Origin of the sequence: Brevibacterium sp. HMSC22B09 (assembly GCF_001806795.1) — a bacterium.
Taxonomy (GTDB): domain Bacteria; phylum Actinomycetota; class Actinomycetes; order Actinomycetales; family Brevibacteriaceae; genus Brevibacterium; species Brevibacterium ravenspurgense.
Genome location: NZ_KV786023.1, coordinates 1 through 22577, shown reverse-complemented (window position 1 = coordinate 22577; position 22577 = coordinate 1). Strand labels below are relative to the sequence as shown.

Genomic DNA, 22577 nt, shown 5'->3' with positions numbered 1-22577 from the left:
CCTCGCCCCCAGAAGAGACCTCGGCCAGTCAGCCGGCACCTCGGCCAGCCAATCCACCAACAAAAACACCCGTTAGCAACAAATCCACGCCTTAGCCGCACCGAGACACCCCTTAGCCGGAATCTGCGCTTTAGCCGTAACTGCTAACGGGAGTTTTTGTTGCTACCCGGTGGTAACCAGGCTTAAGGGCGCGCCCCGACCGCCAAAACCAGCCTGAGCCAACCTAGGCCAGCGCGGCTCAGTCGCCGGAGCCTTCGTCCTTGCTCTTGCCTTCACCCTTGCCTTCGTCCTTGCCTTCGTCCTTGCCTTTGTCTTCGCCCTTGTCCTTGCCCCCACCCTTTGCGGAGGTCTGTTTGCCGGACAGTGGGAACCAGTCGGGGCTGGTGAGCTTGGTCTTGTCCTTGCTGGTTTCAATGAGGAACGGGATTGACGCTTCGATTTCTACGCGGTTGCCGTTCTTCTTCCCCGTGGTGATGGCGGAAACCTGTTTGGGGAGTGTGAAGTTGAAGTCGTCGGGCACCTCGAGTGTGATGGTGCACCGCATTTCCGCCATCGAAACAGCGCCGCCGCCCTCAGCTTTCACCGCGTACTTTTCGAAGTCGATTTCCGTGTACGGCTGGCAGCGTGATTCAACGCGCTTGAACGATTTGGTGTCTTTCGCGTACTCGTCAACGTAGTCGCGGTAGCCCTTGAAGCCGTCGCCGCTTAAGTCAAAGTCATCCAGCGAATCGCCGCCGCCGGATTTGCCCGCACCGCTGAGGTAGTCCTTGACCGCGGTGACGGTCTTGCCGAAATCGACGGCGTACTGTTTGCCTGCCTCAGCAACCTGGCCGTCTTCCAGTGCGAGGTTCGGCACCCGCTCGGGGTCGATGAAAAGTCCCTGCTGCACTGTCCATTCGCTGTTGGCGTCTTCACGCGTCACCAGGAGAGCCTGCGTGCCGGATTCGGCATCGTCAGCATTGGCGAAGGCAAAGAACCACAGCGGATACTCCGACTGCTTCGGCCCGCCTGCAACCACCTTGTCGAAGCCGACCGTGCCGAGTTTCTTCTTTTCGGCTTTCGCTACGAGAACTTCAGCTTTTGTGCGGTCGAGCATCGGTCCGCCCTGAATTTCATCCAGACCTTTGCCGTCATCAGCAAGCGCTTTCTGCAGTTTCTTCGTGTAGTCGGTGATGAACTCCGAACCATCGCCGGCACGCAGCGGCGCCTTCGCGTATTCGCTGGACTGCGGAACCGCAGGCCGGGCAATCGGCGGCGCGCCGGCACACGCGCTCAGCAGCCCCAGTCCCGCAAAGGCTGCCGTCATCAGGCTGAGTGCGCGCTTCATCGGGCTCCCTCCGCTGTCTTCTTCACATCTGCCGAGGTGCCGCCCGGCTTCCCGCCTTCTGGCACCTGAGCGTCCGGCTCCCCATCTGCTGCCGAGGTGCCGCCCGGCTCCTCGCCTTCTGGCACCCGGGTGCCGGGCGCCTCGGCATCTTGTTCGCCCGCACCGCGTCGGCGGCCCACCGCGACCTTCGGCTGGTCGTGCTTCCAGGACAGGAAAAGCCACACTGCAGCCGCGAAGGCCAGCACTGTGAAAGCCAGGCCGATGAGTGCCAGAGGAACAACACCGGGCGTGTCAACCGTGACGGTGATTTTGGCGTCAGCGAGGTCACCTTCAGGTGCGGCAACAACGACCATCTGCGGGTTGCTGTCGAGGCCAAGCCGCACCTTCGGCGATGTCCCGGTTTCCTGTGCAATCCACCAGTCGCGGCTTTCGGGATCAGTCGGCAGGGAGTCTCCCCCGGCTACGAACCTGTGCTCGATTTCGCCCGGCAGTTTGATCTTGGTGGCTTCGTCGTGCGCGGTGCCCGACAGGTAGCTGCGAGCGTCAACCCCGTTGGCGGTTCCGATGAACACGGGACTGTCGGATTCGACGCTGACCTCCGCCACAGCATTGGTCACGGGAATCAGCTGCTGGTCGATCATGACTGCCTGGCTGCGTTCGTCAGCGGTCATCGCCTCGGTGCGGGCCTGCCCGTCAAAGCCGACAACGGACAGTGCTGATGTCACCAGCACCAAGCCGAGAACTCCAACCAGCGCCAGCAGTCCGGCGCTCAGAAGCCGTGTCATCAGAACAGTGCGCGCATCAGACGGCCGCGGGCTTTGACGACGCGTGCGTCTTCAGCGCCGACGGCGTCGAACAGGTCCAGCAGGTGTACGCGGAGTTTTTCGCGGTCGTCGCCTGCGGTGGTTCCGATGAGCGTGATCAGTCGTGTGAATGCGTCTTCTACGTGGCCGCCTGCTACGTCGAGGTCGGCGCAGTCGATTGCCGCATCAACGGACGATGGGTTGTCAGCTGCGGCCTGTCGCACAGCGGCGAGGTCTTTGTCTCGGGTGCGGCGCAGCAGACCGACGCGGGCGATGCCGGCTTTCGCTTCGTCATCTGCCGGTGATTCGGCCAGTGCGTTCTTGTACACCTGTTCGGCACGGTCGAGGTCGCCGGCTTCCAGTGCTTCGAGCGCTTCGGGGTGGCGGGGACCCTGCTGCCCGGGAGCGCCTTTAACCCACGCGGTTTTGTGCAGTCCGGCCTGGCTCGCCGCCTGTGCGATCTGGTCAAACAGCTGGCGGATCTGCGCTTCGGGCTGCATACCCTGGAACAGCGGAACGGGCTGGCCCTTGATGACGGCGACAACCGTCGGCAGGGCCTGCACCTGGAATGCCTGCTGGATGGCGGGACTGGTGGCAACATCCACGAGTCCCAGCACTGCGCGACCAGCCTGGTCTTCAACGATCTTCTGCATGACGGGCAGGATCTGCTGGCTTTCGGGCTGCTGGCCGGAGTACAGCACGAGCACCACGGGCAGTTCCATCGACAGTCGGGCGGCCGATTCAAAGGTCTGCTCGTTCACTTCGAAGGCGAGTGCGGGAACTTCGACCTGGTTGGGGCCGGGTGCCTCGCTTGATTGTGCCGCACCGCCCGGTGCCGAAGCTGCCGAGGTGCCGTGTCCGCGAACCGCTGAAAGGTCCAGGCCTTCCTGGGCTCCTGGCTGGCCTTCCTGGGCTCCCGGCTGGCCGGGCTGGTTCGGCTGGCCGGCCTGCGGGCCTTCTGCCTGCTGGCCGTGTCCGGGGTGTTCGGGCTGCTGGGGAATAGTCATGTTCTCCTCGTCAGTTGTTGCCGCTGAGTTTGGCGTCGGACATGGCGGTTGAAACGCCGATCAGGCGCACCTTGCCTTCGCCCTTCTTGGGCACGACGAATGCGTAGACCTGTGTGTATTCGGTCTGCAGTGTGCGCTGGGTTTTGCTTTCGCCGACGACCTTGGCCTGCGGGTTGGGCACTGTGAGTTCGCCGGTTTGGCCCTCGCGCGTTTCGGGTGACAGGGAAAGAGTCTGCACTGCCGAGCCGATCACGATGGCCGATCCGTCGGTGGTCGACTGGGCTGCGATCTGCTTGCCGGGGCTGTACTCAACCTTGGCCGAGCCGTTGCCCTTTTCGATTTCCTTCTTGATCTTCTTGTACGTTTCGAGTTCCTGTTTGGCGAACGCGTCGTCTTCGAAGTCGCCCTTGCGCTTGGCCTTGTTGGGCTTCTGGAGTTTTTCAGCGTAGTTTTCGACGGTCTGCTTGGGCGTCATGACCAGGCCGTCCTGATCGGCCGCCAGGAGGCCTGAACCGACGCGCGCATCTTCGACTTCTGGGAATTCAGCGCCGGGCAGGAGCACGGTCAGCGCCCATAGGCGGTAGGGACTGCGGGGGTCCTGCTGGCTGAGCATGACCAGCTGGGTTTGGTCGTTTCCGCTGACGACTGCCGATGTGATCCGCGGCCAGGAGTCGGTTGCCGAGGTGAAGTTCACCTTGACATCGTCAAAGGCTGGGGCGGCCGGCAGCTTGGCCTTCTTATCCTTCTTCTTGATCTTGTAGGCGCCTTCGCGCTGCTGGTGGAAGCTGCCGTCGGCACGTTCGCCGAGTTTCTTCGTGTCGAGTTTGTCGTCGGCTTCCTTGATAGTCGTGTGGATGTCCTCCAGCACACGTTCAAGCTGTTCGTCGGTGACGGAGGCAGCCGGCGCGGTGGGAGTTTCCAACGGCTGCGGTTCGGGCAGTTCGGGTGCACCACAGCCTGCGAGCGCCAGGCCGGGAACGATCGCAAACGCCGAACCCATCTGGGCCAGACGGCGGCGGCGCTCACGGCGCGCTTGCTCGCGTTCTTTTTCGCGCTTCTTCGCTTTGGTGCCGGAAATGAACAGCAGGATGCCCAGAACAATGAGGATGAGTCCGATGACGATCAGCGGGGTCGACCACGCGTTGGTGGCGTCGTTCTGCCACGTAACCGAGACCTGCAGGTCAGTCTTTTCGCTGCTGCCGATCAAGAACGAGGTGTCGCCAGCCGGTTCGTCCCACGTGAAGGTCACCTGTTCGGGTTCGGTTGTGGAGTCTTCCCACAGGTCTGCTCCCGCGGGGTTGGGCACGCTGTCTTCTTCGCCGGCAACTTTTTCTGTGCGCAGCTCTTCTTGGGTTTTCAGCCCCGTGATGTCGAGGTAGGAGGCTTCGCCGAGCCACGCTTCGACGTTGGGCTTCGAGGCGTGGGCAACGGTAATGTCGCCGGTGCCCTTAACGGTTACCTGGGCTCCACCGGGATACAGGTTGAGAACTCCGGGCTCGATGACGGCCGCGGCGGAGCTTTCATCAGTCTGCGTGGTCGCCGTAATGTTTTCCGGCGGTGCCCACACGGTCTTCTGAAGAACTCCGACGACGCCGAGTACAGCGCCCAGGACGATCATCACGACTGCAGCAATTGAGCGCACGCGCTCCCCTTCGATCAGCTTGCGGTTCAACTGTCCATTCTACGTACCCGACAAAGCCGAGTTCTGGGCGGACTCTCAGCGGTCTGCTCACGCTCAGCGGGCTGTGTCAGACCGCACCGCTAATATGGGCGTCGTGGCTGTAGACAGAATTGTATGGATTGACTGCGAAATGACCGGCCTTGAGGTCGGCACGGACGAACTGATCGAAGTCGCGGCGATTGTCACCGACTTCGACCTCAAACCGCTTGACGACGGCATCGACATCGTCATCAAGCCGTCTGAGGCCGCGCGGAACAACATGAACGACTTCGTGACGAACATGCACCGCGAATCCGGGCTGATCGACGAACTCGACCAGGGCACCACGGTTGCCGACGCACAGAAGCACGTCTTGGACTACATCCGTTCGCACGTCCCGGTTTCCGGCAAGGCGCCGCTGGGCGGCAATTCAGTCGGCACTGACAAAATGTTCTTGCAGCAGCAGATGCCGGAACTCGTCGACTATCTGCACTACCGCATCATCGACGTCAGCTCGGTTAAGGAACTGGCCAAGCGCTGGTTCCCGTCGTCGTACTATTCCGCTCCTGCCAAGACAGGCAACCACCGGGCCCTTGGCGACATTCTCGATTCCATTGCCGAACTCGCCTACTACCGTCGTGCGGTGTTCACGGCAGACGCCCCGGATTCAACAGCTTCGGCCAAGATCGCATCGGAGATCACCTCCGAGTACTTCCCCACCGACTCAGCCGAAAGTGACCAGCCGAAGTCCCCAGGCACCTCGGCAGACAGCTGAACATGAGCACTACCGCCGCTCCCCTTCTGCCGACAAACGAAGGCAACGAAATCCCGCTGGGCAAGCGGGACTCCCGCTACCGTTTCTTCGAAATGATCCCGGCGCTCTTCAGCTACGGGAACCTCGCGGCTGTCGTCATCCTGTCGCTCATCAACCCCACGTGGGGTGCGCTGTGGGTGCTGGCAATCGTCGCCTACATGTTCATTCGGGGTGTGCGCGGTGCGATTGACCTTGTGCGCGGACTGCGGCGTTTTCGCCTGGCTGCCCGCGTGGACTGGAATGCACGCTTGCTGGACATTGCGCTGGTCTTGGACGGCAAACGAGTCCCGCCGACCCCACCGGGATCGTTCAGGGCAGCCCAGCATCGGCAGCTGCTGCGGCAGGTGCAGAAGAACCCCCAGAACTACCCGCACCCGGCCAGGGTGCAGCACGCAGTCATCATTGCGGCGTACAACGAACCGTACGAAGTCATCGAACCGACCATCCGCGGGCTGCTGTACACAACGACACCGGCGGATCACCTGCACATCTTCTTCGCCTACGAAGAGCGCGGTGGCCCGGACATGCAGCTGACGGCGCAGCGGCTGAAGGAAAAGTACGGCGCGAAGTTCGGCACCTACGAACTCGTTGAACACCCCCGCGATATCCCCGGTGAAATCACCGGCAAGGGCGGCAACATCACCTACGCCGGCCGGCGCACAGCCATGTGGGCGGAAGAAAACGGCTACGACCCTGCCGAAGTCATGGTCACCACTCTCGACTGTGACAACAAGCCGTACGAAAGCTACTTCGACTACGTCGCCTACGAATACATTCGGGCTGAAGACCGTCAGCGGGCGTCCTATCAGCCGATCGCGCTGTACCTGTCGAACATCTGGGATGCCCCCGCGGTCACCCGCGTGATCGCATCGGCCAACTGCTTCTTCAATCTCACACAGACGGTCCGGCCGTTTTCGCTGCGGAACTTCGCATCACATTCGCAGCCGCTCGATGCGCTTATCGACATGGACTTCTGGTCCACGCGCACCATCGTCGAAGACGGCCACCAGTTCTGGCGGTCGTACTTCCACTTCGACGGCAACTACCGGGTGATCCCGGTGCACGTGCCCATTTATCAGGACGCGGTGTTGGCGGGGAACCTGGGCCAGTCGATCAAAGCGCAGTTCAAACAGCTGTCCCGCTGGTCCTACGGAGCATCTGACGTTCCGTACGCCGTTAAAGGCTGGGCCAATTCGAAGCCCAAGTTCTTCCGCACGCTGTGTCAGTTCATCCTGCTGTTGGAAAGCCACGTCACGCTTGCCAGTGTTTCGCTCATCATCGCCGTAGGCGGTTGGGTGCCGTTCCTGGTGCTGCGTGCCACCGGCGAAAACGCACCGGAATTCACCAGCAACATGCCGTTCTTGGTCGGTGCCATCCAGCAGGTGGCCATGATCATGCTGCTCACATCGCTGCTGGTGTTCGTCAACCTGCTCCCACCCAGGCCTGTGCGCTATTCACGACTGCGCTCAGTGTCGATGCTCGCTCAGTGGCTGCTGTTCCCCTTTACGCTCATGATCTTCAATTCCTCAACAGCGCTCGTCTCTCAAGGCCGGCTGTTGTTCGGCAAATACCGCGAAAACTTCGAGGTCACAGAGAAGACGGTTGTGAAGTCCAACGTCGAACCTTCGGCACGTCAGATCAGCCTGCAGCGCATGGACATAGAAAACGACGGCCGCTGATCCTATGTGCTCAGCCCGTCACGCGCACGTGACTCTGCCGACCGGGCCCACCGTTGTCATCGCGCACGACGACCAGCTGGTCGGAGTTCACCACGTGCCCATCAAGCACAGTCCCGAACCGGAAGTTTTCGGGCGGGAGCTCAGCTCCGCCTCGGCAGCTGGTGATCCGGTCATCGGACTGGCACTTGAGCAGCTGCGTGAGTACTTTGCCGGGCAGCGGCAGACTTTCGATGTTCCTATTGCTCTGCACGGCACCGACAGTCAGAAGCGCATTTGGCAGCTGCTGCTGGACATTCCGTTTGGCGAACTGACCACGTACGGGCAGATTGCCCGGCAGCTGGGCAAACCGGGCATGGCACAGGCTGTTGGCGGCGCTGTGGGGCACAATCCCATCAGCATCATCGTGCCGTGCCACAGGGTGATGGGCGCCGACGGCGGTTTGGTCGGCTATGCCGGCGGGCTTGAGCGCAAGCGGATGCTGTTGGAACTTGAGGGGCACACGCCAGACCGCCCGCTGTTCTGAAGATCCGGTGCCGAGGTGCCGGGGCTCCCTGGTGCCGAGACTCCGGGATTTGGTGCTCCGCCTCGTCATTGTGCGCCAGGGGCGCACTCAGCCGCGCTGCTTCTGGTCTTTCTGTGAGCGGCGCAGGAACAGCCACGCCGCCACAATGATGGCCAAGCCCACGAGGATTGTCAGGCCACCCCACAGCAGGCTGCTGCTGCGAGCTTCAGCATTGTCCACGCCAGCCTGGCTGCCTTTCAGCGCGGAGTTGCGGCTGCCGTCTTCGGAAGACTCGGTCTGTTCGGCTTCAGGAGTGGGAACGGGGTCGTTGACCGCACCGCGGTTCTGTTCGGCATAGCCGCCAGAACCGGGGCTGGGGCTCTGCGGAACCCAGTTTGTGCCGCTGTTGCCGGTGTCCGGATAGCCGCCCTGCCGGCCAGAGCTGTCACTGTTGAAGCGGCCGTCGGGAGGCAGTGGACTACTGCCAGGCGGACCTGTGCGCGGCAGGCGCGGGTCGTCGGCTGGAGGATCCTCGGGTTCGTCCGGCTGCTCCGGGTCTGGTTTCTCAGTTAGCTTCTGAGTGGGTTTCGACGTGGGCTTGTCCGTCGGCTTTTCGGTTGGCTTATTCGTCGGAGTACCGGTCTGTTCGTCGCTAGGTTCGTCAGACGGCTGCGTCGTCGGGTTCTCCGTCGCTTCGTCGCTTGGCTCATCCGTGGGTGAAGTGTCCACCGAGTCGTCGGAGGGTTCGTCTGACGGCGAAGGGCTGTTATTGCCGTCAGGATCAGTGGGCTCGTACGGGGTGCCTGAAGTCGGGGGCGGATCGTTTTCCGGTTGTGAGGCTGCCGGGACAGAAACTGTAAACAGCAGGCCGGTGGCGGCAAAACAGCACAGCGCGACGGCTATCGCCGGGCGCTTGAACGTGATTCTCATGCCGCCTTCCGGTGTGTGCATCAGCGTTGTACGTGCTCAAATGTGCGTGCTCAGCTGTTTCGAACGTCTGACCGAAGTACGGCGCAACGCCCGTTATTACCCTTCGTGTGCTTGTGCGTAGCCTCTGATTGTATCGGATTCGCTGCGGACGACCGCGTATTCGCCGTCCGAATCGACGGCCATGAGGTTGTTGCTGGTTTCGTAGGCGGCGTCACCTGCGACGATTGCGGGGCTGCCTTCGACCACTGCGGGCGTGTATGTGCCGCGGGGTTCCCCGAAGCGCACATCTTCGCCTGCCTCGTCACGCACCAGCAGGCCGGTCTTCATGTCGAACAGGTAGGGACCGAATACTGCCAGGTGGAAGCCCTGCCCCCGTTCCCATTTGGCTTCGGAGATTCGGTTCGCCTGAGCTTCGACCGTTGACACGATCTTGCCTTGGCTGGTGTCGCTGACTACGACCTGCACAGAGGCGTCGGATTCTAGTTCAGTTCCGCTTTCGCCCCACACGGTGACGATTTTGCCGTGTCCGGCTGTCACCCACTTGAGGATTACGAGGTCGCGACCAGGTTTTTCGAGTGAGAACTTCTCCGTCAGGCCAGTGTCGGTGTCGGATACTGCGACGTCACCGTCGAAGGCGGCGGTGATGATCTTCCGACCGTCGAGCCCCATGGGGGTGAAGCCGGATTCGATGCCCACAACGGGGTGCACTTTGTCATCGTGGAAGTGGTACAGCTTTTCGTCTGCGACGATCATGGGTGATGTTCCGGCCAGCGAGATTTCGGCGTTCTTGGGAAGTTCGTACTTGTGGGTTTTGTCTTCACCGTCGAAGAGGACTTCTGCGGTATCACCTGAGCGCAGCAGGAGGGCTGGGCGGTTGTTGATTTTGGTCTCGGCGGCAATCTGAATATCGCCGTCCATGGTGATGTTTGTGCGTTTGCGGCCGGTTGCCGGGTCGTAGATGTCGACGGTTTGGTTTTTGACTACGACGATTCCGCGTTCGGATGCACTGACTGATGCCGCAGGGTCGACAGGGAGTTCCCACGCAGGTTCATTCTTGAATCCGGGAACGACGCTGTCTGATTTTTTGAGGCTCAGTTTGGGCTGTTCGGCTCCACCGGAGACATTTGCTGAGGTTTCTTCCAGCCCGCCGTCGGGTGCGCCGACGAATGATGGGATGACCCACAGAACGATGACCACGATCAGCATGACAGCCAACACGATTGACGGCACCAGCATGGATGGCCTGCGTTTGCGGCGGTCTTCGCGTGCGGTCCTTGTTGGTTTTGGTTCGTCAGAGAGCAGCCGGGTCAGCAGTGATCCGTTGCCCTGCCGGGTGCGGTGGCGCCTTGCGGCTCGCCTTGTGCCGTTTTCTTCCGAGGTGCCACCAGGCTCCTCCACCGGCCCGTCTGCCCTTGCTGGCCGGGGTGCGGAATCACCCTCCGGGGATCCCGCAGCCGAGGCGTATGGCACGGCTGATTCTGTGAAGGGTGCCGAGGTGTCCGCCTGATTTTCCAGCCCGCTCCCCTGGTCGGGAGCTTTTGATTCTTGCGCGCTTTCGACAGTGCGGTCTTCTCTGTTCTCTACTGCGTTCTGCGGCTGGATTATGGGAAGTTCGCTTGTTGCCACTGTTCCATCAGCCGCGATGACCACGGAATGTGAAGAATCACCGTCGGTGATCTGCACGAATATGGGGTGATCGTCGATTGCCGCTTCGTCGCGGACGGCCGCAAGTGCTGCGCCGAGGTCGCGGCACTGTTCCGAGGCGCCGTCGATCGTCAGCAGGACAGTTCTGTCCTCAGCAAAGCTGACGTCAGCGTGCTTCATCCTCGGGCTTTCTACTGGGGAGTCAAAGGGGATTGGTTCCAACCTGCCAGCGGGTGGGTGAACCGCTATTTCACCTGAGTGATTTTACGCCGCGCATATTGCAGTTCCCAGTTTGCACGGAAAACGTTATGGCTCGTTTATCTGCTGGTGAGAACGTGACTGTTCGCGGTGTGAATGCAGGGGTTCAGCAAGGCGCCTGTTGAGCTCGACGGAGTGAAACATGAGCCGATTTGGCCTTACGGCCGAGCGTGACTTACCATTGTCAATGCTGTCCAAGCGGCAGTGATGGTGGCTATAGCTCAGCTGGTAGAGCACCGCGTTGTGGTCGCGGGGGTCGCGGGTTCAAGTCCCGTTAGCCACCCCAGTCAATTCCCGGGCACCGTTCATATGGCGCCCGGGAATTTTTTTGTGGGTGAGGTTGGCAGCCTCGACAGGTGTGGCGGCTTATGCCTGCGGCGGTTGCGGAGGTTGAGGCGGCACCGGTCCCGAACCCTGAGGCGGACTCTGCCAAGGTTGAGGCGGCACCGGGCCTGCCCCTTGCGGTGGCATCGGACCTGAGCCCTGCGGAGGGTACGTCGGCACCGATCCCGAACCCTGAGGCGGCTGCCCCGGATACCCCTGAGTCTGCACCTGGCCCGTGTAAGGCCCGGATCCCGGATAGGCAGAAGTCTGCCCGTCATAGGGATACTGGCCGCTGACTACTGGCGCGGCAGGCTGCCCAGCGTTCTTCTTTTTGAGGAGCAGGAAGATGACGACGGCACCGATGATCAGCAGCAGCACCACGCCGATGATGACGAATACGAGCAGCCACGGGAAGCTGGGTGCTTCCGCATTGACAACGATAGTGTTCTGCCCGTAAGAGCGAAGGTCGTAGGTCACGGTGTTGCCGTTGACGCGACCGCCTTCGGCATCAATAATGTCGCCGGGAAAGGCCAGCGTCAGCTGTGCTTGAGTAACCGTTTCTGACGGGTCCACAGGGAATCCCAGATTTCCCAGAACCGTAGCCGAAACCGGATTTTCCATACTCATCGAGATCACGCCGCCGTCTTTTTCCAGCATGATGTCGGGACCAGGCACACCGTCGATGTCGAAGTCCTCGGCCACAACCTTGTCGAGAGTGATCATGATCCCGATTTCCGAACCGGTTTTGACTTTCTCGACGGTCGCCCCTTCCGGGATACTGTTCTGTAAGTCGCTGACCATCTCATCAGCGCGTTGATCGAGTTCGCTCTCACTCAGCACAGATGTGAAAATCGACTTTTCTTTTTCAAGACGAACAAGGTCAACACCCATCTGGTAGGTGCCGCTGACAAGCAAATCTTCGTCAATGTCGAGATTGATGTCCGCCTTTCCGGCGGCGACTCCCCCACATCCGGCAAGAACAAGTCCCATGATCAGAGCCAGGCTGATGGCCAGTGCTCTGGTGAGTTTCGGCTGCAGGTTCTGCATAGGGTTGCCTCCGGTTGGTTCCCTGCTTCACTTTGCGGCGTGTGTTTGAGCGTGATTCTAGCCGCAAACAGAGAGCTTGGGACGCGTATGCAAATATGACGATTTGTTACCGCTTCCGCCCGAAGTTTCTCCAGTTCCAGTATGTTGTCAGCAGGTTCAAGAGTTGCAGCTTTCAGTACCTGGCTGGCTGCACGGCAACCCTCTCCATCGAGCGGGGTGCCCCAGGGGAAGAACCGGCATGAGCAAACGTTCATGCAAGTCGATGGATCCCGTCGCGCAGACGCACCGGGATCCGGTAAGGAACATTCCCATGTCTACTCACCGTGGCAACACCGGCACAGGCACATCTGACAACGTCGACCCAACGGATGGTTGGGGCGAAGTCCCTGAAGCTGATCGCCCTCTGTGGTCTCGCTACATGCTCGACCATTGCCCTGCGTTCCCAGGGGCGACCATCATGAATTTCATTGCAGGCAGCGTCGTCAAGGGCGGCACGCGCGTCCCCCAATCTTGGAAAGACACAGCCGAAGAACTGCACAATGCCGGCTTCAGCCCGATCCAATACTTCCTACTCTCTGAGCTGCTGACGGGTGCGCGGAAGCAGGGCGAATTGCAGGAAACCGCACACGGCCATCTTTTCAAACAGTGGTTCGGCGACTATTTCCCGGATTTTCGACTCAACGCTGAAGCCTGGCGGCCATGGCTTGAGCGTCTGCACCAAGCGCAGTCGCCCCGCCGCGCACTCAGCCACGTGCTCCATGGATCGAACCTGCCGCCCTTGGGCACGGTGAGGTTCACTAAAGGAGGGAATACGCAGGTCGTTTCCGACTGATCAAGCGGAACACCCCAGCTAGCTTCGCCTGCGCCCTGCGGTTCAGCCGAATGTGTCAGCAGCGGGCGGCCGAGGCTTACCTCTGAGGAGGGTTGGGCGGCGTCGGTCCTGAACCGTGAGGTGGGTTCTGCGGCGGCTGCTGGCCCGGGTATCCCCGCGGTGGGTTCTGCCCGCCGTGGGGCACCTGGCCCGGGTTGGCCGACTGTTGCCCCTGCGGCGGATACGCCATTGAAGCACCCGGAGACGCTGGTGCTGGCCGCTGTTTTTTCTGCCTCTTGACTACGATCACGACGATCACTGCCCCAATGATGATCGGCAGAACGGTTCCGCCGATCAAAATGGCCATGAACATCCATGGGAAGCCGGTGGCAGCAAAGGGGCCGGAGGAGAGCGGCGCTGAGACGGCAATTGCAAAGTCGTCGTAGGTGAGCAGGTCGTAGGTCACGGTGTTGCCGTTGACCTCACCGCCGGTGTCGTGGTCAATGTTGCCTGGCAGAGTGAGTGTCATCTGCGCTTCTGTGAGCACTTCAGAGGGGTCTGCCGGCAGCCCGTGGTTGAGAAGAGCCTCCGGCTGGACGGGGTTCGCCAGACCTACCGAGATGAAGTCACTGTTGACGTTCACCAGAGCATCAGGGCCCTCGAGGCCGTCGATGTCGAATTCGCCGGACGGCACCTCGTCAAGAGTGATGTTCAGCCCCGCTTCGGACCCGGTGTCGATTTTCTCGACCGTCATCCCTTCTGGGGCGTCACTCTCCAGGTCATCGACCAGCCGGTCGAGTTGCTTACTGACTTCATCCTTGTCGAGCGAGGCGCCGGAAGCTGACAATTCCTCTTCAACGAGGGCGGTGTTAACCACCAACTTGTAAGTGCCTGTGAGACGCCCTTCCTTGTCAAAGCTCAAATCAATATTGAGCTTCCCCGCAGCAACGCCCTCGCAGCCGGCAAGAACAAAGCCCATAATCAGAATCAGGCCGACGGCAAATGTTCGGGTGAGTTTCTTCTGCAGATTCTGCATGGGTTGGCCCTCCGGAATGCGCCGGCGCCCTTCGCGCGGCGTGAATCTGGGCAAAAGTTTAGCCGGCGGCGCGAAGGTTGAGGGCTGAAATCTTCAGCTTTTGTCTAGACGCACTTACCGGCTTTTAGATGGGAGCCCCTGTGGTGAGATCCCCCTCGTCATTCTCACGAGGAGGAGCTCACCACGGCTTGCGAACCCCAGTGGTCACATCTCGACGACCATCTTGCCGGTGTTGCCGCCGGTGAAAAGCTCGAGGAATGCCTCAGGCATGGCTTCGATGCCGTGGCGGGTGGTCACGTCGTATTTGATGTCGCCGTTGAGGACAAGCGGAGCCATGCGCTCCTGGAATTCAGGGGCGGCGTCCAGATACTTGCCGAGCACGAATCCACGCAGAGTAAGGCACTTGCCGATGGCCAGTGCGAGGTTGCGCGGCCCCGAGGGTTTTTCGGTGTTGTTGTATTGCGCTATCGCGCCGCACATGGCGACGCGGCCGAACTCGTTCATGCGGGCAATGGCTGCTTCGAGGTGTTCTCCGCCGACGTTGTCGAAGTACAGGTCGATGCCTTCTGGCGCAGCTTCCTTGAGCTGTGCGGAAAGATTGCCTTCACGGTAGTTGATGGCGCTATCGAAGCCGAGCTCCATAAGCCGCTCAACCTTTTCGTCGGTGCCTGCCGATCCGATGACCTTCGATGCGCCGAGCTGGCGTGCGAACTGACCGACAGCCGAGCCGACTGCGCCGGCCGCGCCGGAAACGAACACGACATCGCCTTCCTTGATTTCGGCAATGCGGGTCAGACCAACGTAGGCGGTCAGACCGGTCAGGCCGAGGATGCCGAGGTAGGCGTGCGCGGGTGCCATGTCGAGGTCGACGGGCTTGGCAGCCGACTCATCGACGACGGCGACGTCCTGCCAGCCCAGCGAGTGGCTGACGGCGTCACCCACTTTGAACTTTTCGGAGCGGGATTCGCGGACGATGCCGACAGCGCCACCGGTCATCGGCTTGTCGATTTCGAAAGGTGGAATGTAGGACTTCACATCGTTCATCCGGCCGCGCATGTAGGGATCAACCGTGGTGACTTTGTTCTCTACGAGAATCTGGCCGTCGGAAAGCTCGGGAAGTTCCACCTCTTCGAGGCGGAAGTTGTCCATAGTTGGGGTGCCGGTGGGGCGGGAAGCCAGAACCCACTGCTTAGAAGTCGTCATGAAGAACTGCATCCTTTCGCCGATGAGGCTTCTGCCAAACCAACTGGGCCTCGATGCTTGTCACTTCTCGCCCAGTCCAGCACTGAAAAGCAGGCAAAAATTCCAAACGGAATAACAGCAGCTCCCATCTTTCGGTGGCGGTCTCTGCATCCGGAGGCTTCAGACGTCCAGGCCCGCCTGACGGTGCATTTCAACGAACGGGTCGAAGTAATAGCTGAAGTTGAACCTGTCTTCCTCGGTACCTTCTTCCTCAAGCACCTCAAGGAACTCGTTCCCGATCGCTACTGCTTCTGCCAGCAGTTCGTCATCTTCAATAATCACGCCAGCATCGACAACTGCACTATAAGCATCGTCAAAGAATAGAGACGGCTCTTGTTCGAACGGCGTATAAACTCGCCTGGGCTCACGTCCACGTGATTCGTCAGCAATCGCAAGCAGCGAATAAAAGACGCGATACATCGACTCGAGGTACCTATTGACGTCATCAAACTCTGACATCGGACCGCCCTCCCCACAGTAGGGACTTAGCTGCCCCTCGTTTCCGTAAACAAAAGCAATCCCGCACCCTGCGTGCTGTGGGGTTAATGTTCTCTTGAGCATTACGCACCTGTAGGCCGGTGCTTTAGCTGCAAGGACGCTGTGGTGAGGTCGTTACGGTATCAGTGTTTCGAGCAGGGCGGCTGCTCGCTTACGGTAGAAGCCTCCGTCGACAAGCACAGCTGTCGTGATTTCACGAAGCGGCATTCTGTGATCTCTCGCCCTGTGCATTTGCGGCCTCCACTGCATACGCGAAAACCTCAGTCGTCGGCACTCTCCTTATCGGTGGAGGGTCAACGGCTGAGGTTGATACGACTACAATAGTCGTGCCGCAGTCGACCAGTCAACCCTGCGCATGAAATACAGCCCCTCGCAACGATCGATGAGGCGGGAACGCATAGGCCTCAAACGAAAGAAACCGCCGCCCAGCGATGCTGGACGGCGGTCTTGGTGATTCGTACACCCCCCGGGACTCGAACCCGGAACCCACTGATTAAGAGTCAGTTGCTCTACCAATTGAGCTAGAGGTGCGCAACGAGAAACTACTATACACACTTCCTGCGGCGGTGGGAAATCGAAATCAACCCAAATCCGGCCTTTGTGACCAACCGCACAAGACCGAGCTGAGCGGCACCTCGTGCGATCAGGGAGGGCAGCCCCGACGCCAAACCAGCAGCCGCCCTAGCGGCTACAGGTACAGGCCGGTGCTGTCCTCGCCCGCGGTCTGCGAGATCGCGTGGATATCGCGTTCACGCAGAAGCGTGTACAGGGATCCGTCGAGTTCGACCTCGGCACGGTCTTCTGGGTCGAACAGGATGGTGTCGTGCAGGCTGACCTGGCGCACATTCGGGCCGGTAGCCACCACCGTGCCCCACGCCAGCCGCTTGCCCATAGCCGCAGTTGCGGGGATGACAATGCCAGCAGAGGATTTGCGCTCCCCCGCTTCCTTGTCAGGTTCCACGAGCAGACGGTCGTGGAGCATGCGGATGGGAAGCTCGCCGGCGGTTTCTGCCGCCGGCCGAGTACGCGACGTTTCAGACATACAGCGAATACTTGCCGATCAATGCCTGATCAGTACTTGCGCTGGCTGCGCACAATGCCCAGGGCGACAATCGCTGCAGCGCTGAGAACAAGGCCGCCGACGAGTGCGGCGGTGTCAGCGCGGACTGAACCGTCCGAGTTGACGGCGGCTCCCTTGACCCGGCCGGTTGCACGAGCGGCAATGGCCTTAGGGTGGACTTCGCCGATGAGGGTGTCGATGTTGGCAGCCAGGCGCTGTTCGCGCAGGCGGATGGATTCTTCGAGCTGTGCCTTCGAAGCGTTGTCGACAGTGATGTCCGAGGTGTAGACGTTGCTCACGCGCATTCCTTTTCTTCGGAAGTCTGCTTACTCCTCCGAGCTTACCGTGACCGACTGACACCAGGCGGCAGGTGGCAAGGCAGGTGGCAGAATGAAGTGCAGAACAAGGCTCCTAACGAAGGGAATGCAATGACCCGCCTAGAGATCGGCGACACCGCCCCAGATTTCACTCTGACTGATCACACGGGTGAGGACGTCACCCTGTCTGACCTGCGCGGCAAGCCCGTCATCGTCTACTTCTACCCGCGCGCCATGACTCCCGGCTGCACCACGCAGGCATGCGATTTCCGTGACAGCCTGTCGTCGTTGAAGTCTGCCGGCTACACCGTGCTGGGCGTTTCACCGGACAAACCGGAAAAGCTCGCCCAGTTTGTGGAAAAGGAAGGCCTGAACTTCAAGCTGCTGTCTGATCCGGACAAACAGGTCATGACCGAATGGGGTGCGTTCGGTGAAAAGAAGAACTACGGCAAGATCGTCCAGGGTGTCATCCGCTCCACGATCGTGCTGGATGAAGAAGGTGTTGTGAAGGTCGCCCAGTACAACGTACGTGCCAAGGGCCACGTGGAGCGTCTGCGCCGCGAACTCGGCATCGACTGACCAACCGGCAACAGCCGAGCCGCTTCCCCACCTCGGCAGCCGACCACCTCGGCACCTCGCCCCAATCCCGCGAACCCACCTCGAGCCCCACTGACCAAAGTCAGGGTCTTGTATGCTGGGTTCGCCCGCGCGAGTGGCGGAATTGGCAGACGCGCTGGATTTAGGTTCCAGTGTCTTCGGACGTAGGGGTTCAAGTCCCCTCTCGCGCACAGTGTGAAGTCCCGGGACATCGTTCACTCGATGTCCCGGGGTTTTCTATGCCCTGGTGCCGTTGATTGACGAGGTGCCGCCCACCCGGGCACCCGTACGCATGGGGAGACTCAGCTGGTCAGGCAAGACCGAGCTCGTCCACCACTTGCACGACACGGGCGCGCTGAGCCTCGGTAAGGCCCTGTATTGGCAACGGCAGGCACCCGTGAGGTGCTAGGCCCAGGTGTTCGGCGATCGCAGCGGTCACACGCAGACTGCCCCCAAACTCGGCAAACAAACCCCACAAGGATTCGAGCCGCTCCGATTCTGCCGCAGCCTCGCCCTCGCGGCCCTCTTGCGCGGCGTCGGTGATTGCGAGGGCAAGCTTGGGCAGTGTGCCGCCGATTACCGAGTACCAAGCATCACAGCCAGCATTCAGGCCGTTCGCGGCGACGGCGTCACCGGAAACCCCGATCGTGACGTGCTCCGGCACCATCGAACGGATCGCGGCGACGTGCTCCGTCGCTTATTTCGGGTCAGTAGGAACGCCGGGGATCTTGATCGACGCTATTCCCGGCAGGCCGGCAATGCGGGCGTAGAGGTCGCCGGTGAATATGTAGTGGGTGGTGCCGGGGCTGTCGTAGACGATCACCGGCAGTTCCGTGTGCTCGGTCACGGTGCGATACAGCTCGAACACGTCATCGTCGGTGAGGGGCTGATATGTCATCGGGGGTACCAGTACCCCCGAAGCTCCCGCCCGTTCTGCGGCATCGATATGGGCGAGGATATGTGAGGTGCGCAAGTCTCCGACACCGATGAACACCGGAGCCGATCCGGCATGCTCGACCGCGAGTGTCGCAACGCGGTCGCGCTCTTCCGGGGTGAGGTAGGCGTAAGAGCCGGTCGATCCGAGCGCGGTAATCGAATCCACCTCCGACGCAGCCAGCCGCTCGATGAGGTCCGTGAAGGCCTGTTCGTCGACGCGGTCGTTGTGGAGTGGGGTGAGGGGAAACACATGCGCAACCACGCGGTACCCGCCGATCCAACCTGGTTTATCACCGGCACTGACAGGGCATTGGACAGCTGCACGGCCATCATTGCCGCGACAGCCATAATCCACGGCGGCATACCCGTGCCGTGGCCTTTGGATGCAGCGTGCTGGTTACTCAGTCAGAAGCCTTTCACCTTTGGCGTCCAGGAGTTGTTCGATCTCGCGCATCTCAGCGGTTTGGATGTCAATCATTTGTTGGGCTAGGTCCACTAGAGGTTGGTAGCCGCCGTTGTCGATTTGGTCCTGGGTCATGGCAATGGCCCCTTGGTGGTGGAAATGCATCAGCTGGAGAAATCGGGTGTCTGCTTCCTCGCCCGCAAGTGTTTCCAGCTGGTCCAGCTGTTCTGGGGTGATCATGCCATTGGCAATGTGGGTGGCATGATGTGCCATCAGGTCGTGTTGGCCCCATTGCTCAGCCCAGCCGACCATGCTGTCGATTTCTTCTTGTTGGCCGACTTTGATCCGGTCGGCTAAGTCCGCGGTGGCTGCGCTGGTGCCCTCGGCGGTCAGGATGATCTCACTCATGTCCACGGCTTGTTGATGATGTGGTGTCATCATCGCCACAAAGTGCAGGTCCACCTCGTTGACTTCTGCGGGTTGATTGGCTCCGGCTGTCACTCCGACACCATCCCTATCGGTCTGAGGGGCGTTTGTGGCGTCTTGGTCTTGTCCGGCGCATGAGACCACACTGGCCCCCAGTACCGCAACGGCAATCAAGCCGGTGATGCGGCGCCGTAGTGGTGTTCCTGTCATGAATGGAGCCTTTCCACGAGTGAAGTATCTGACGTAGCGCCCAAGATAGGACTACCCCCTAAGGGTACCGTCGGGGCGTTGAGGCCGTGTCCGTTGTGTTCAAGGTGTCTTCCACGCAGCGCCCTGGGGTCGAGGCCCCGGTCCAGCTCAGGTTGGGAGCAGGTCAGTAGCCTGCTGACCTGCTTTTACTTATCGATCTGGTCCACTTGGGCAGTGGGCGCAGGAGGTTGAACGTCTGGCCGTGGTGGTTTTTAGGAGCGGACGAAGCGGGCGATGGCGTCGGCAGCTTCGGAAAGCTTTTCTTCGGCTGCTGGCCCGTCGGTTTGAGCTGCACGGACGACGCAGTGGCGCACATGGTCATCGAGTAGGCTCAGCGCGACGTTGTTCAGGGCTGAGGTGATGGAGCTGATTTGGGTGAGGATATCAATGCAGTAGGTCTCTTCATTGATCATGCGATGAATGCCGCGGGCTTGGCCTTCGATGCGTTTCAATCGGGCCAGGTAGCGGTCTTTGTCACTGATATAGCCGTGGTCAGCGGATTCGGAATGCGGGGCGTTGGTCATGGGTCTACTTTCGGGTTGCACCGGTGTTGTCACAGCAGCGTCTCATGTTAGGCGTCCAAGGTTTCGGGTGCCCTGTCCAGGGACCTGGCGACACTGGCAGCCGGGGTGAGATCCAAGCGGCGCAGCAGCTGGGCATTGAGGGCGACCACCACGGTGGAGGCCGACATCAGGATTGCCCCCACGCTCATCGGCAGGACAAACCCAATCGGGGCGAGCACCCCGGCGGCCAGGGGGACAGCGGCGATATTGTAGCCGGCAGCCCACCACAAGTTTTGTTTCATTTTCCGGTAGCTGGCCTGCGACAGTTCAAAGACCGACAGTACCGAGCGTGGATCTGATGAGGCCAGGATGACCCCGGCCGAGCCGATGGCCACATCGGTGCCGGCACCAATGGCGATCCCGACATCGGCCTGAGCCAAGGCTGGGGCGTCGTTGACGCCATCACCGACCATGGCCACTTTGCGGCCTTCGGCTTGCAGTTCGGCGACTTTCGCGGCTTTATCTTCGGGGCGGACCCCAGCAAAGACCCGGTCAATGCCTAATTCGTGGGCCACGGTGTCGGCCACGGCTTGGGCGTCTCCGGTGATCATCACGACTTGAACCCCATGGGCATGCAGGGCATCCACGGTGTCACGGGATTCGGGTCGGATTTCATCGGCGAGGCGCAGCGCGCCGATGATTTGACCATCGGCTAGGACGTGGAGAATGATGGCACCTTCGTCGCGCCATTGATCAGCAATCGCTAACTCATCTTGGGCGTGGTGGTCTAACAGGTAAGGGCCCCCGACTTCGATGACGGTGTCCTTGACGGTGGCTTTGACACCCACAGCCGGGGAAGAGGAAAAATCTGTGGCATCGGGTACGTCGAGGTCGCGGCTGCGGGCAGCGCCAACAATCGCGGTGGCTAAGGGGTGCTCGCTGTCGGTTTCGGCCGCCGCCGCCAACGCCAAGATGTCATCTTCGGTGTGGTCCCCGACCGGGTGGATCCCGGTGACGGTGGGCTCACCTTTGGTCAGGGTGCCGGTTTTATCGAACAGTACTGAATCCACGGTGCGCATCGATTCCAGCGCCAAGCGATCTTTGATCAACACCCCGCCACGGGCCGCACGTTCGGTGGCAATGGAGACCACCAACGGAATGGCGAGGCCCAAGGCGTGAGGACAGGCAATGACCAGCACGGTGATGGTGCGTACTACGGCGGCGTCGGGCATGCCCAGTATGGACCACACCAGCGCGGTAATTACCGCAGCCCCTAGGGCGAACCAGAACAACCAGCCTGCGGCGGTATCGGCGATGCGTTGGGCTTTGGATGAGGAGGCTTGGGCGTCGGCGACGAGTTTCTGGATCCCCGCCAGCGCGGTGTCATCTCCAATGGCGGTGACTTCGACCCGCAGGCCGGAATCTGTGGCCACAGTGCCGGCCACGACGTGGTCGTCCTGCCCGCGTCGGACGGTTTTGGATTCTCCGGTGACCATGGATTCATCCATGGAGGCACTACCATCGACGATCTGGCCATCAGCAGGGACTGCAGCACCTGGCCGGACAATGACGACATCTCCGACGACCAGCTCAGCTGGAGCGACCGTCACCACCTCGTCGCCGTCGATCTTCTCGGCTTCATCCGGCAGCAAGGCGGCCAGGGAGTCTAAAGCGGAGGTGGTTTGGGCCAGGGATCGCATCTCAATCCAGTGGCCTAACAACATAATGACCACCAGTAGGGCCAATTCCCACCAGAAGTTCAGCTCGTGATCCAAGATGCCCAGGGTTGCGCCCCAGGAGGCAAGAAACGCCACCGTAATGGCTAACCCGATAAGCAGCATCATGCCCGGCTGGCGGGCCCGGATCTCGGAGACGGACCCGGTCAAGAAGGGCTGACCGCCCCAGAAATAGATAATGGTGCCCAGAATTGGCGAGACCCACCACACCCAGGTCGCGTCAGGTAATTGATAACCCAGCAAATCGGCGAACATCGGATTGAATGCGACCACCGGGATGCCCAGGACCAGCATGATCCAAAACAACCGCCGGAACTGTCCGACATGGTCTCCGTGGTCCCCGTGGCCGTGACCGGCATGTCCACCGTGGTCCCCGTGGCCGGCATGGTGTTGGCCCTCCTGGCCGTGCCCGCCCGAGGCATGTTCATGATGCTCATGCCCACCGTGCCCCATGGCAGTTTCGTGGCTTGCGTGATGATCCGTGTGGGTGGCGGTGGCCTTAGCAGACTGGGGCTGGTCGTGAGCCGTATGGCCGTTGGGGTGGTGGTGTCCGTCGCGGTCGCGTGCAAACATGCAGGATTCCTTTCCGTGGAGGTGATCATGAAATGTTGCCGTGCCCGAAGATCCGGGCGATATCAATCGAGCGTGTAACGCCTCGTGAGGGCCTTTGGGTTCATCAGGCCGTTGGGTTGGGTGGTGGTTTCACGCTAGACACTCGACGCACGGTAACCCGCCGCATCGACCGCGGCTAGCACGGCAGCATCATCA

At 60.9% G+C, this 22577-nt stretch carries 20 protein-coding genes, 3 tRNA genes, 1 pseudogene and 1 riboswitch; of the genes and pseudogenes, 7 read left to right on the top strand and 17 right to left on the bottom strand.

The window, feature by feature from the left end:
* Positions 1 to 238: 238 nt before the first annotated feature.
* From HMPREF3087_RS07650 to HMPREF3087_RS07635, 4 genes are read right to left on the bottom strand one after another with little or no spacing between them, the layout of a single operon-like run.
* Entirely contained in the window at positions 239 to 1327 is a 1089-nt protein-coding gene (locus tag HMPREF3087_RS07650; protein ID WP_070428691.1) for a DUF8094 domain-containing protein, read from the bottom strand.
* Positions 1324 to 2112 carry a hypothetical protein gene (locus HMPREF3087_RS07645; protein ID WP_070428690.1) on the bottom strand — a complete coding sequence of 263 codons (789 nt, stop codon included), beginning with the start codon at positions 2110 to 2112 and terminating at the stop codon, positions 1324 to 1326. The genes HMPREF3087_RS07650 and HMPREF3087_RS07645 overlap by 4 nt, the downstream gene beginning before the upstream one ends.
* On the bottom strand, positions 2112 to 3137 hold the full coding sequence (locus tag HMPREF3087_RS07640) for a tetratricopeptide repeat protein (RefSeq protein ID WP_070428689.1): 1026 nt from the start codon (positions 3135 to 3137) through the stop codon (positions 2112 to 2114). The genes HMPREF3087_RS07645 and HMPREF3087_RS07640 overlap by 1 nt, the downstream gene beginning before the upstream one ends.
* 10 nt (positions 3138 to 3147) lie before the next feature.
* Positions 3148 to 4809: a DUF8094 domain-containing protein gene (locus HMPREF3087_RS07635; protein ID WP_083272095.1), complete on the bottom strand. Its 1662-nt coding sequence runs from the start codon at positions 4807 to 4809 to the stop codon at positions 3148 to 3150.
* Positions 4810 to 4948: 139 nt separating this feature from the next.
* Here HMPREF3087_RS07635 and orn point away from each other — a divergent pair, with 139 nt between their 5' ends.
* From orn to HMPREF3087_RS07620, 3 genes are read left to right on the top strand one after another with little or no spacing between them, the layout of a single operon-like run.
* On the top strand, positions 4949 to 5572 hold the full coding sequence (orn, locus tag HMPREF3087_RS07630) for an oligoribonuclease (RefSeq protein WP_370919330.1): 624 nt from the start codon (positions 4949 to 4951) through the stop codon (positions 5570 to 5572).
* Between the two features lie 2 nt (positions 5573 to 5574).
* Positions 5575 to 7290: a glycosyltransferase family protein gene (locus tag HMPREF3087_RS07625; protein WP_070428687.1), complete on the top strand. Its 1716-nt coding sequence runs from the start codon at positions 5575 to 5577 to the stop codon at positions 7288 to 7290.
* A gap of 28 nt (positions 7291 to 7318) precedes the next feature.
* Positions 7319 to 7813 (top strand): methylated-DNA--[protein]-cysteine S-methyltransferase, encoded by a 495-nt coding sequence (locus HMPREF3087_RS07620; RefSeq protein WP_305366901.1) that lies wholly within the window; start codon positions 7319 to 7321, stop codon positions 7811 to 7813.
* 87 nt (positions 7814 to 7900) lie between these two features.
* On the opposite strand, the gene HMPREF3087_RS07615 is transcribed toward HMPREF3087_RS07620, so the two are convergent.
* On the bottom strand, positions 7901 to 8722 hold the full coding sequence (locus tag HMPREF3087_RS07615) for a hypothetical protein (protein WP_070428685.1): 822 nt from the start codon (positions 8720 to 8722) through the stop codon (positions 7901 to 7903).
* 96 nt (positions 8723 to 8818) lie between these two features.
* Complete coding sequence (locus HMPREF3087_RS07610; RefSeq protein ID WP_070428684.1) at positions 8819 to 10546, bottom strand: hypothetical protein; 1728 nt, start codon at positions 10544 to 10546, stop codon at positions 8819 to 8821.
* Positions 10547 to 10834: 288 nt separating this feature from the next.
* On the opposite strand from HMPREF3087_RS07610, the gene HMPREF3087_RS07605 reads away from it, so the two are divergent.
* Positions 10835 to 10910, top strand: a tRNA-His gene (locus HMPREF3087_RS07605).
* An 80-nt stretch (positions 10911 to 10990) separates the two neighbouring features.
* On the opposite strand, the gene HMPREF3087_RS07600 is transcribed toward HMPREF3087_RS07605, so the two are convergent.
* Entirely contained in the window at positions 10991 to 11995 is a 1005-nt protein-coding gene (locus HMPREF3087_RS07600) for an LppM family (lipo)protein (RefSeq protein ID WP_061941058.1), read from the bottom strand.
* Between the two features lie 154 nt (positions 11996 to 12149).
* Positions 12150 to 12262, top strand: a riboswitch (SAM riboswitch).
* Positions 12263 to 12305: 43 nt separating this feature from the next.
* On the opposite strand from HMPREF3087_RS07600, the gene HMPREF3087_RS07595 reads away from it, so the two are divergent.
* Positions 12306 to 12827 (top strand): hypothetical protein, encoded by a 522-nt coding sequence (locus HMPREF3087_RS07595; protein ID WP_256173069.1) that lies wholly within the window; start codon positions 12306 to 12308, stop codon positions 12825 to 12827.
* A gap of 76 nt (positions 12828 to 12903) precedes the next feature.
* Here HMPREF3087_RS07595 and HMPREF3087_RS07590 read toward each other — a convergent pair whose 3' ends face one another.
* The 6 genes from HMPREF3087_RS07590 to HMPREF3087_RS07570 all read right to left on the bottom strand — a co-directional run bounded on the left by HMPREF3087_RS07590 (position 12904) and on the right by HMPREF3087_RS07570 (position 16947).
* Positions 12904 to 13842, bottom strand: coding sequence for an LppM family (lipo)protein (locus tag HMPREF3087_RS07590; RefSeq protein ID WP_070428682.1), 939 nt, complete (start codon positions 13840 to 13842; stop codon positions 12904 to 12906).
* 204 nt (positions 13843 to 14046) lie between these two features.
* Positions 14047 to 15045, bottom strand: coding sequence for an NADP-dependent oxidoreductase (locus HMPREF3087_RS07585; RefSeq protein WP_070428714.1), 999 nt, complete (start codon positions 15043 to 15045; stop codon positions 14047 to 14049).
* A gap of 159 nt (positions 15046 to 15204) precedes the next feature.
* Positions 15205 to 15543 (bottom strand): hypothetical protein, encoded by a 339-nt coding sequence (locus tag HMPREF3087_RS10545; protein WP_101672458.1) that lies wholly within the window; start codon positions 15541 to 15543, stop codon positions 15205 to 15207.
* Positions 15544 to 16040: 497 nt separating this feature from the next.
* Positions 16041 to 16113 (bottom strand) — tRNA-Lys (locus HMPREF3087_RS07580).
* Positions 16114 to 16270: 157 nt separating this feature from the next.
* Positions 16271 to 16624: a GroES family chaperonin gene (locus tag HMPREF3087_RS07575; RefSeq protein WP_070428681.1), complete on the bottom strand. Its 354-nt coding sequence runs from the start codon at positions 16622 to 16624 to the stop codon at positions 16271 to 16273.
* A 29-nt stretch (positions 16625 to 16653) separates the two neighbouring features.
* Positions 16654 to 16947 (bottom strand): DUF3618 domain-containing protein, encoded by a 294-nt coding sequence (locus HMPREF3087_RS07570; RefSeq protein WP_231863960.1) that lies wholly within the window; start codon positions 16945 to 16947, stop codon positions 16654 to 16656.
* A gap of 123 nt (positions 16948 to 17070) precedes the next feature.
* Between HMPREF3087_RS07570 and bcp the strand changes: the two genes are divergently transcribed.
* Positions 17071 to 17538, top strand: a complete 468-nt coding sequence (gene bcp / locus HMPREF3087_RS07565) for a thioredoxin-dependent thiol peroxidase (RefSeq protein WP_070428680.1) — start codon at positions 17071 to 17073, stop codon at positions 17536 to 17538.
* 127 nt (positions 17539 to 17665) lie between these two features.
* A tRNA-Leu gene (locus tag HMPREF3087_RS07560) sits at positions 17666 to 17747 on the top strand.
* 119 nt (positions 17748 to 17866) lie between these two features.
* Here the strand turns inward: HMPREF3087_RS07560 and HMPREF3087_RS07555 are convergent.
* The 4 genes and pseudogenes from HMPREF3087_RS07555 to HMPREF3087_RS07540 form a co-directional block, all read right to left on the bottom strand.
* Positions 17867 to 18754, bottom strand: a pseudogene (locus HMPREF3087_RS07555) (dihydrodipicolinate synthase family protein).
* Positions 18755 to 18889: 135 nt separating this feature from the next.
* On the bottom strand, positions 18890 to 19531 hold the full coding sequence (locus HMPREF3087_RS07550) for a DUF305 domain-containing protein (RefSeq protein ID WP_070428679.1): 642 nt from the start codon (positions 19529 to 19531) through the stop codon (positions 18890 to 18892).
* 251 nt (positions 19532 to 19782) lie between these two features.
* The gene (locus tag HMPREF3087_RS07545) at positions 19783 to 20094 is read right to left on the bottom strand and encodes a metal-sensitive transcriptional regulator (protein WP_070428678.1); all 312 of its coding nucleotides are present in this window, start codon (positions 20092 to 20094) and stop codon (positions 19783 to 19785) included.
* 47 nt (positions 20095 to 20141) lie between these two features.
* Entirely contained in the window at positions 20142 to 22382 is a 2241-nt protein-coding gene (locus HMPREF3087_RS07540) for a heavy metal translocating P-type ATPase (RefSeq protein WP_256173068.1), read from the bottom strand.
* Between the last annotated feature and the right edge of the window lie 195 nt (positions 22383 to 22577).

Excerpts from the sequence above, each read along its gene's own strand:
- HMPREF3087_RS07540 (WP_256173068.1), bottom strand. The coding sequence starts at position 22,382 with ATGTTTGCACGCGACCGCGACGGACACCACCACCCCAACGGCCATACG.
- HMPREF3087_RS07610 (WP_070428684.1), bottom strand. The coding sequence starts at position 10,546 with ATGAAGCACGCTGACGTCAGCTTTGCTGAGGACAGAACTGTCCTGCTG.
- HMPREF3087_RS07600 (WP_061941058.1), bottom strand. The coding sequence starts at position 11,995 with ATGCAGAACCTGCAGCCGAAACTCACCAGAGCACTGGCCATCAGCCTG.
- HMPREF3087_RS07645 (WP_070428690.1), bottom strand. The coding sequence starts at position 2,112 with ATGACACGGCTTCTGAGCGCCGGACTGCTGGCGCTGGTTGGAGTTCTC.
- HMPREF3087_RS07590 (WP_070428682.1), bottom strand. The coding sequence starts at position 13,842 with ATGCAGAATCTGCAGAAGAAACTCACCCGAACATTTGCCGTCGGCCTG.
- HMPREF3087_RS07640 (WP_070428689.1), bottom strand. The coding sequence starts at position 3,137 with ATGACTATTCCCCAGCAGCCCGAACACCCCGGACACGGCCAGCAGGCA.
- HMPREF3087_RS07615 (WP_070428685.1), bottom strand. The coding sequence starts at position 8,722 with ATGAGAATCACGTTCAAGCGCCCGGCGATAGCCGTCGCGCTGTGCTGT.
- HMPREF3087_RS07550 (WP_070428679.1), bottom strand. The coding sequence starts at position 19,531 with ATGACAGGAACACCACTACGGCGCCGCATCACCGGCTTGATTGCCGTT.
- HMPREF3087_RS07595 (WP_256173069.1), top strand. The coding sequence starts at position 12,306 with ATGTCTACTCACCGTGGCAACACCGGCACAGGCACATCTGACAACGTC.
- HMPREF3087_RS10545 (WP_101672458.1), bottom strand. The coding sequence starts at position 15,543 with ATGTCAGAGTTTGATGACGTCAATAGGTACCTCGAGTCGATGTATCGC.
- HMPREF3087_RS07545 (WP_070428678.1), bottom strand. The coding sequence starts at position 20,094 with ATGACCAACGCCCCGCATTCCGAATCCGCTGACCACGGCTATATCAGT.
- HMPREF3087_RS07575 (WP_070428681.1), bottom strand. The coding sequence starts at position 16,624 with ATGTCTGAAACGTCGCGTACTCGGCCGGCGGCAGAAACCGCCGGCGAG.
- HMPREF3087_RS07570 (WP_231863960.1), bottom strand. The coding sequence starts at position 16,947 with ATGCGCGTGAGCAACGTCTACACCTCGGACATCACTGTCGACAACGCT.
- HMPREF3087_RS07625 (WP_070428687.1), top strand. The coding sequence starts at position 5,575 with ATGAGCACTACCGCCGCTCCCCTTCTGCCGACAAACGAAGGCAACGAA.
- orn (WP_370919330.1), top strand. The coding sequence starts at position 4,949 with ATGACCGGCCTTGAGGTCGGCACGGACGAACTGATCGAAGTCGCGGCG.
- bcp (WP_070428680.1), top strand. The coding sequence starts at position 17,071 with ATGACCCGCCTAGAGATCGGCGACACCGCCCCAGATTTCACTCTGACT.
- HMPREF3087_RS07585 (WP_070428714.1), bottom strand. The coding sequence starts at position 15,045 with ATGACGACTTCTAAGCAGTGGGTTCTGGCTTCCCGCCCCACCGGCACC.
- HMPREF3087_RS07650 (WP_070428691.1), bottom strand. The coding sequence starts at position 1,327 with ATGAAGCGCGCACTCAGCCTGATGACGGCAGCCTTTGCGGGACTGGGG.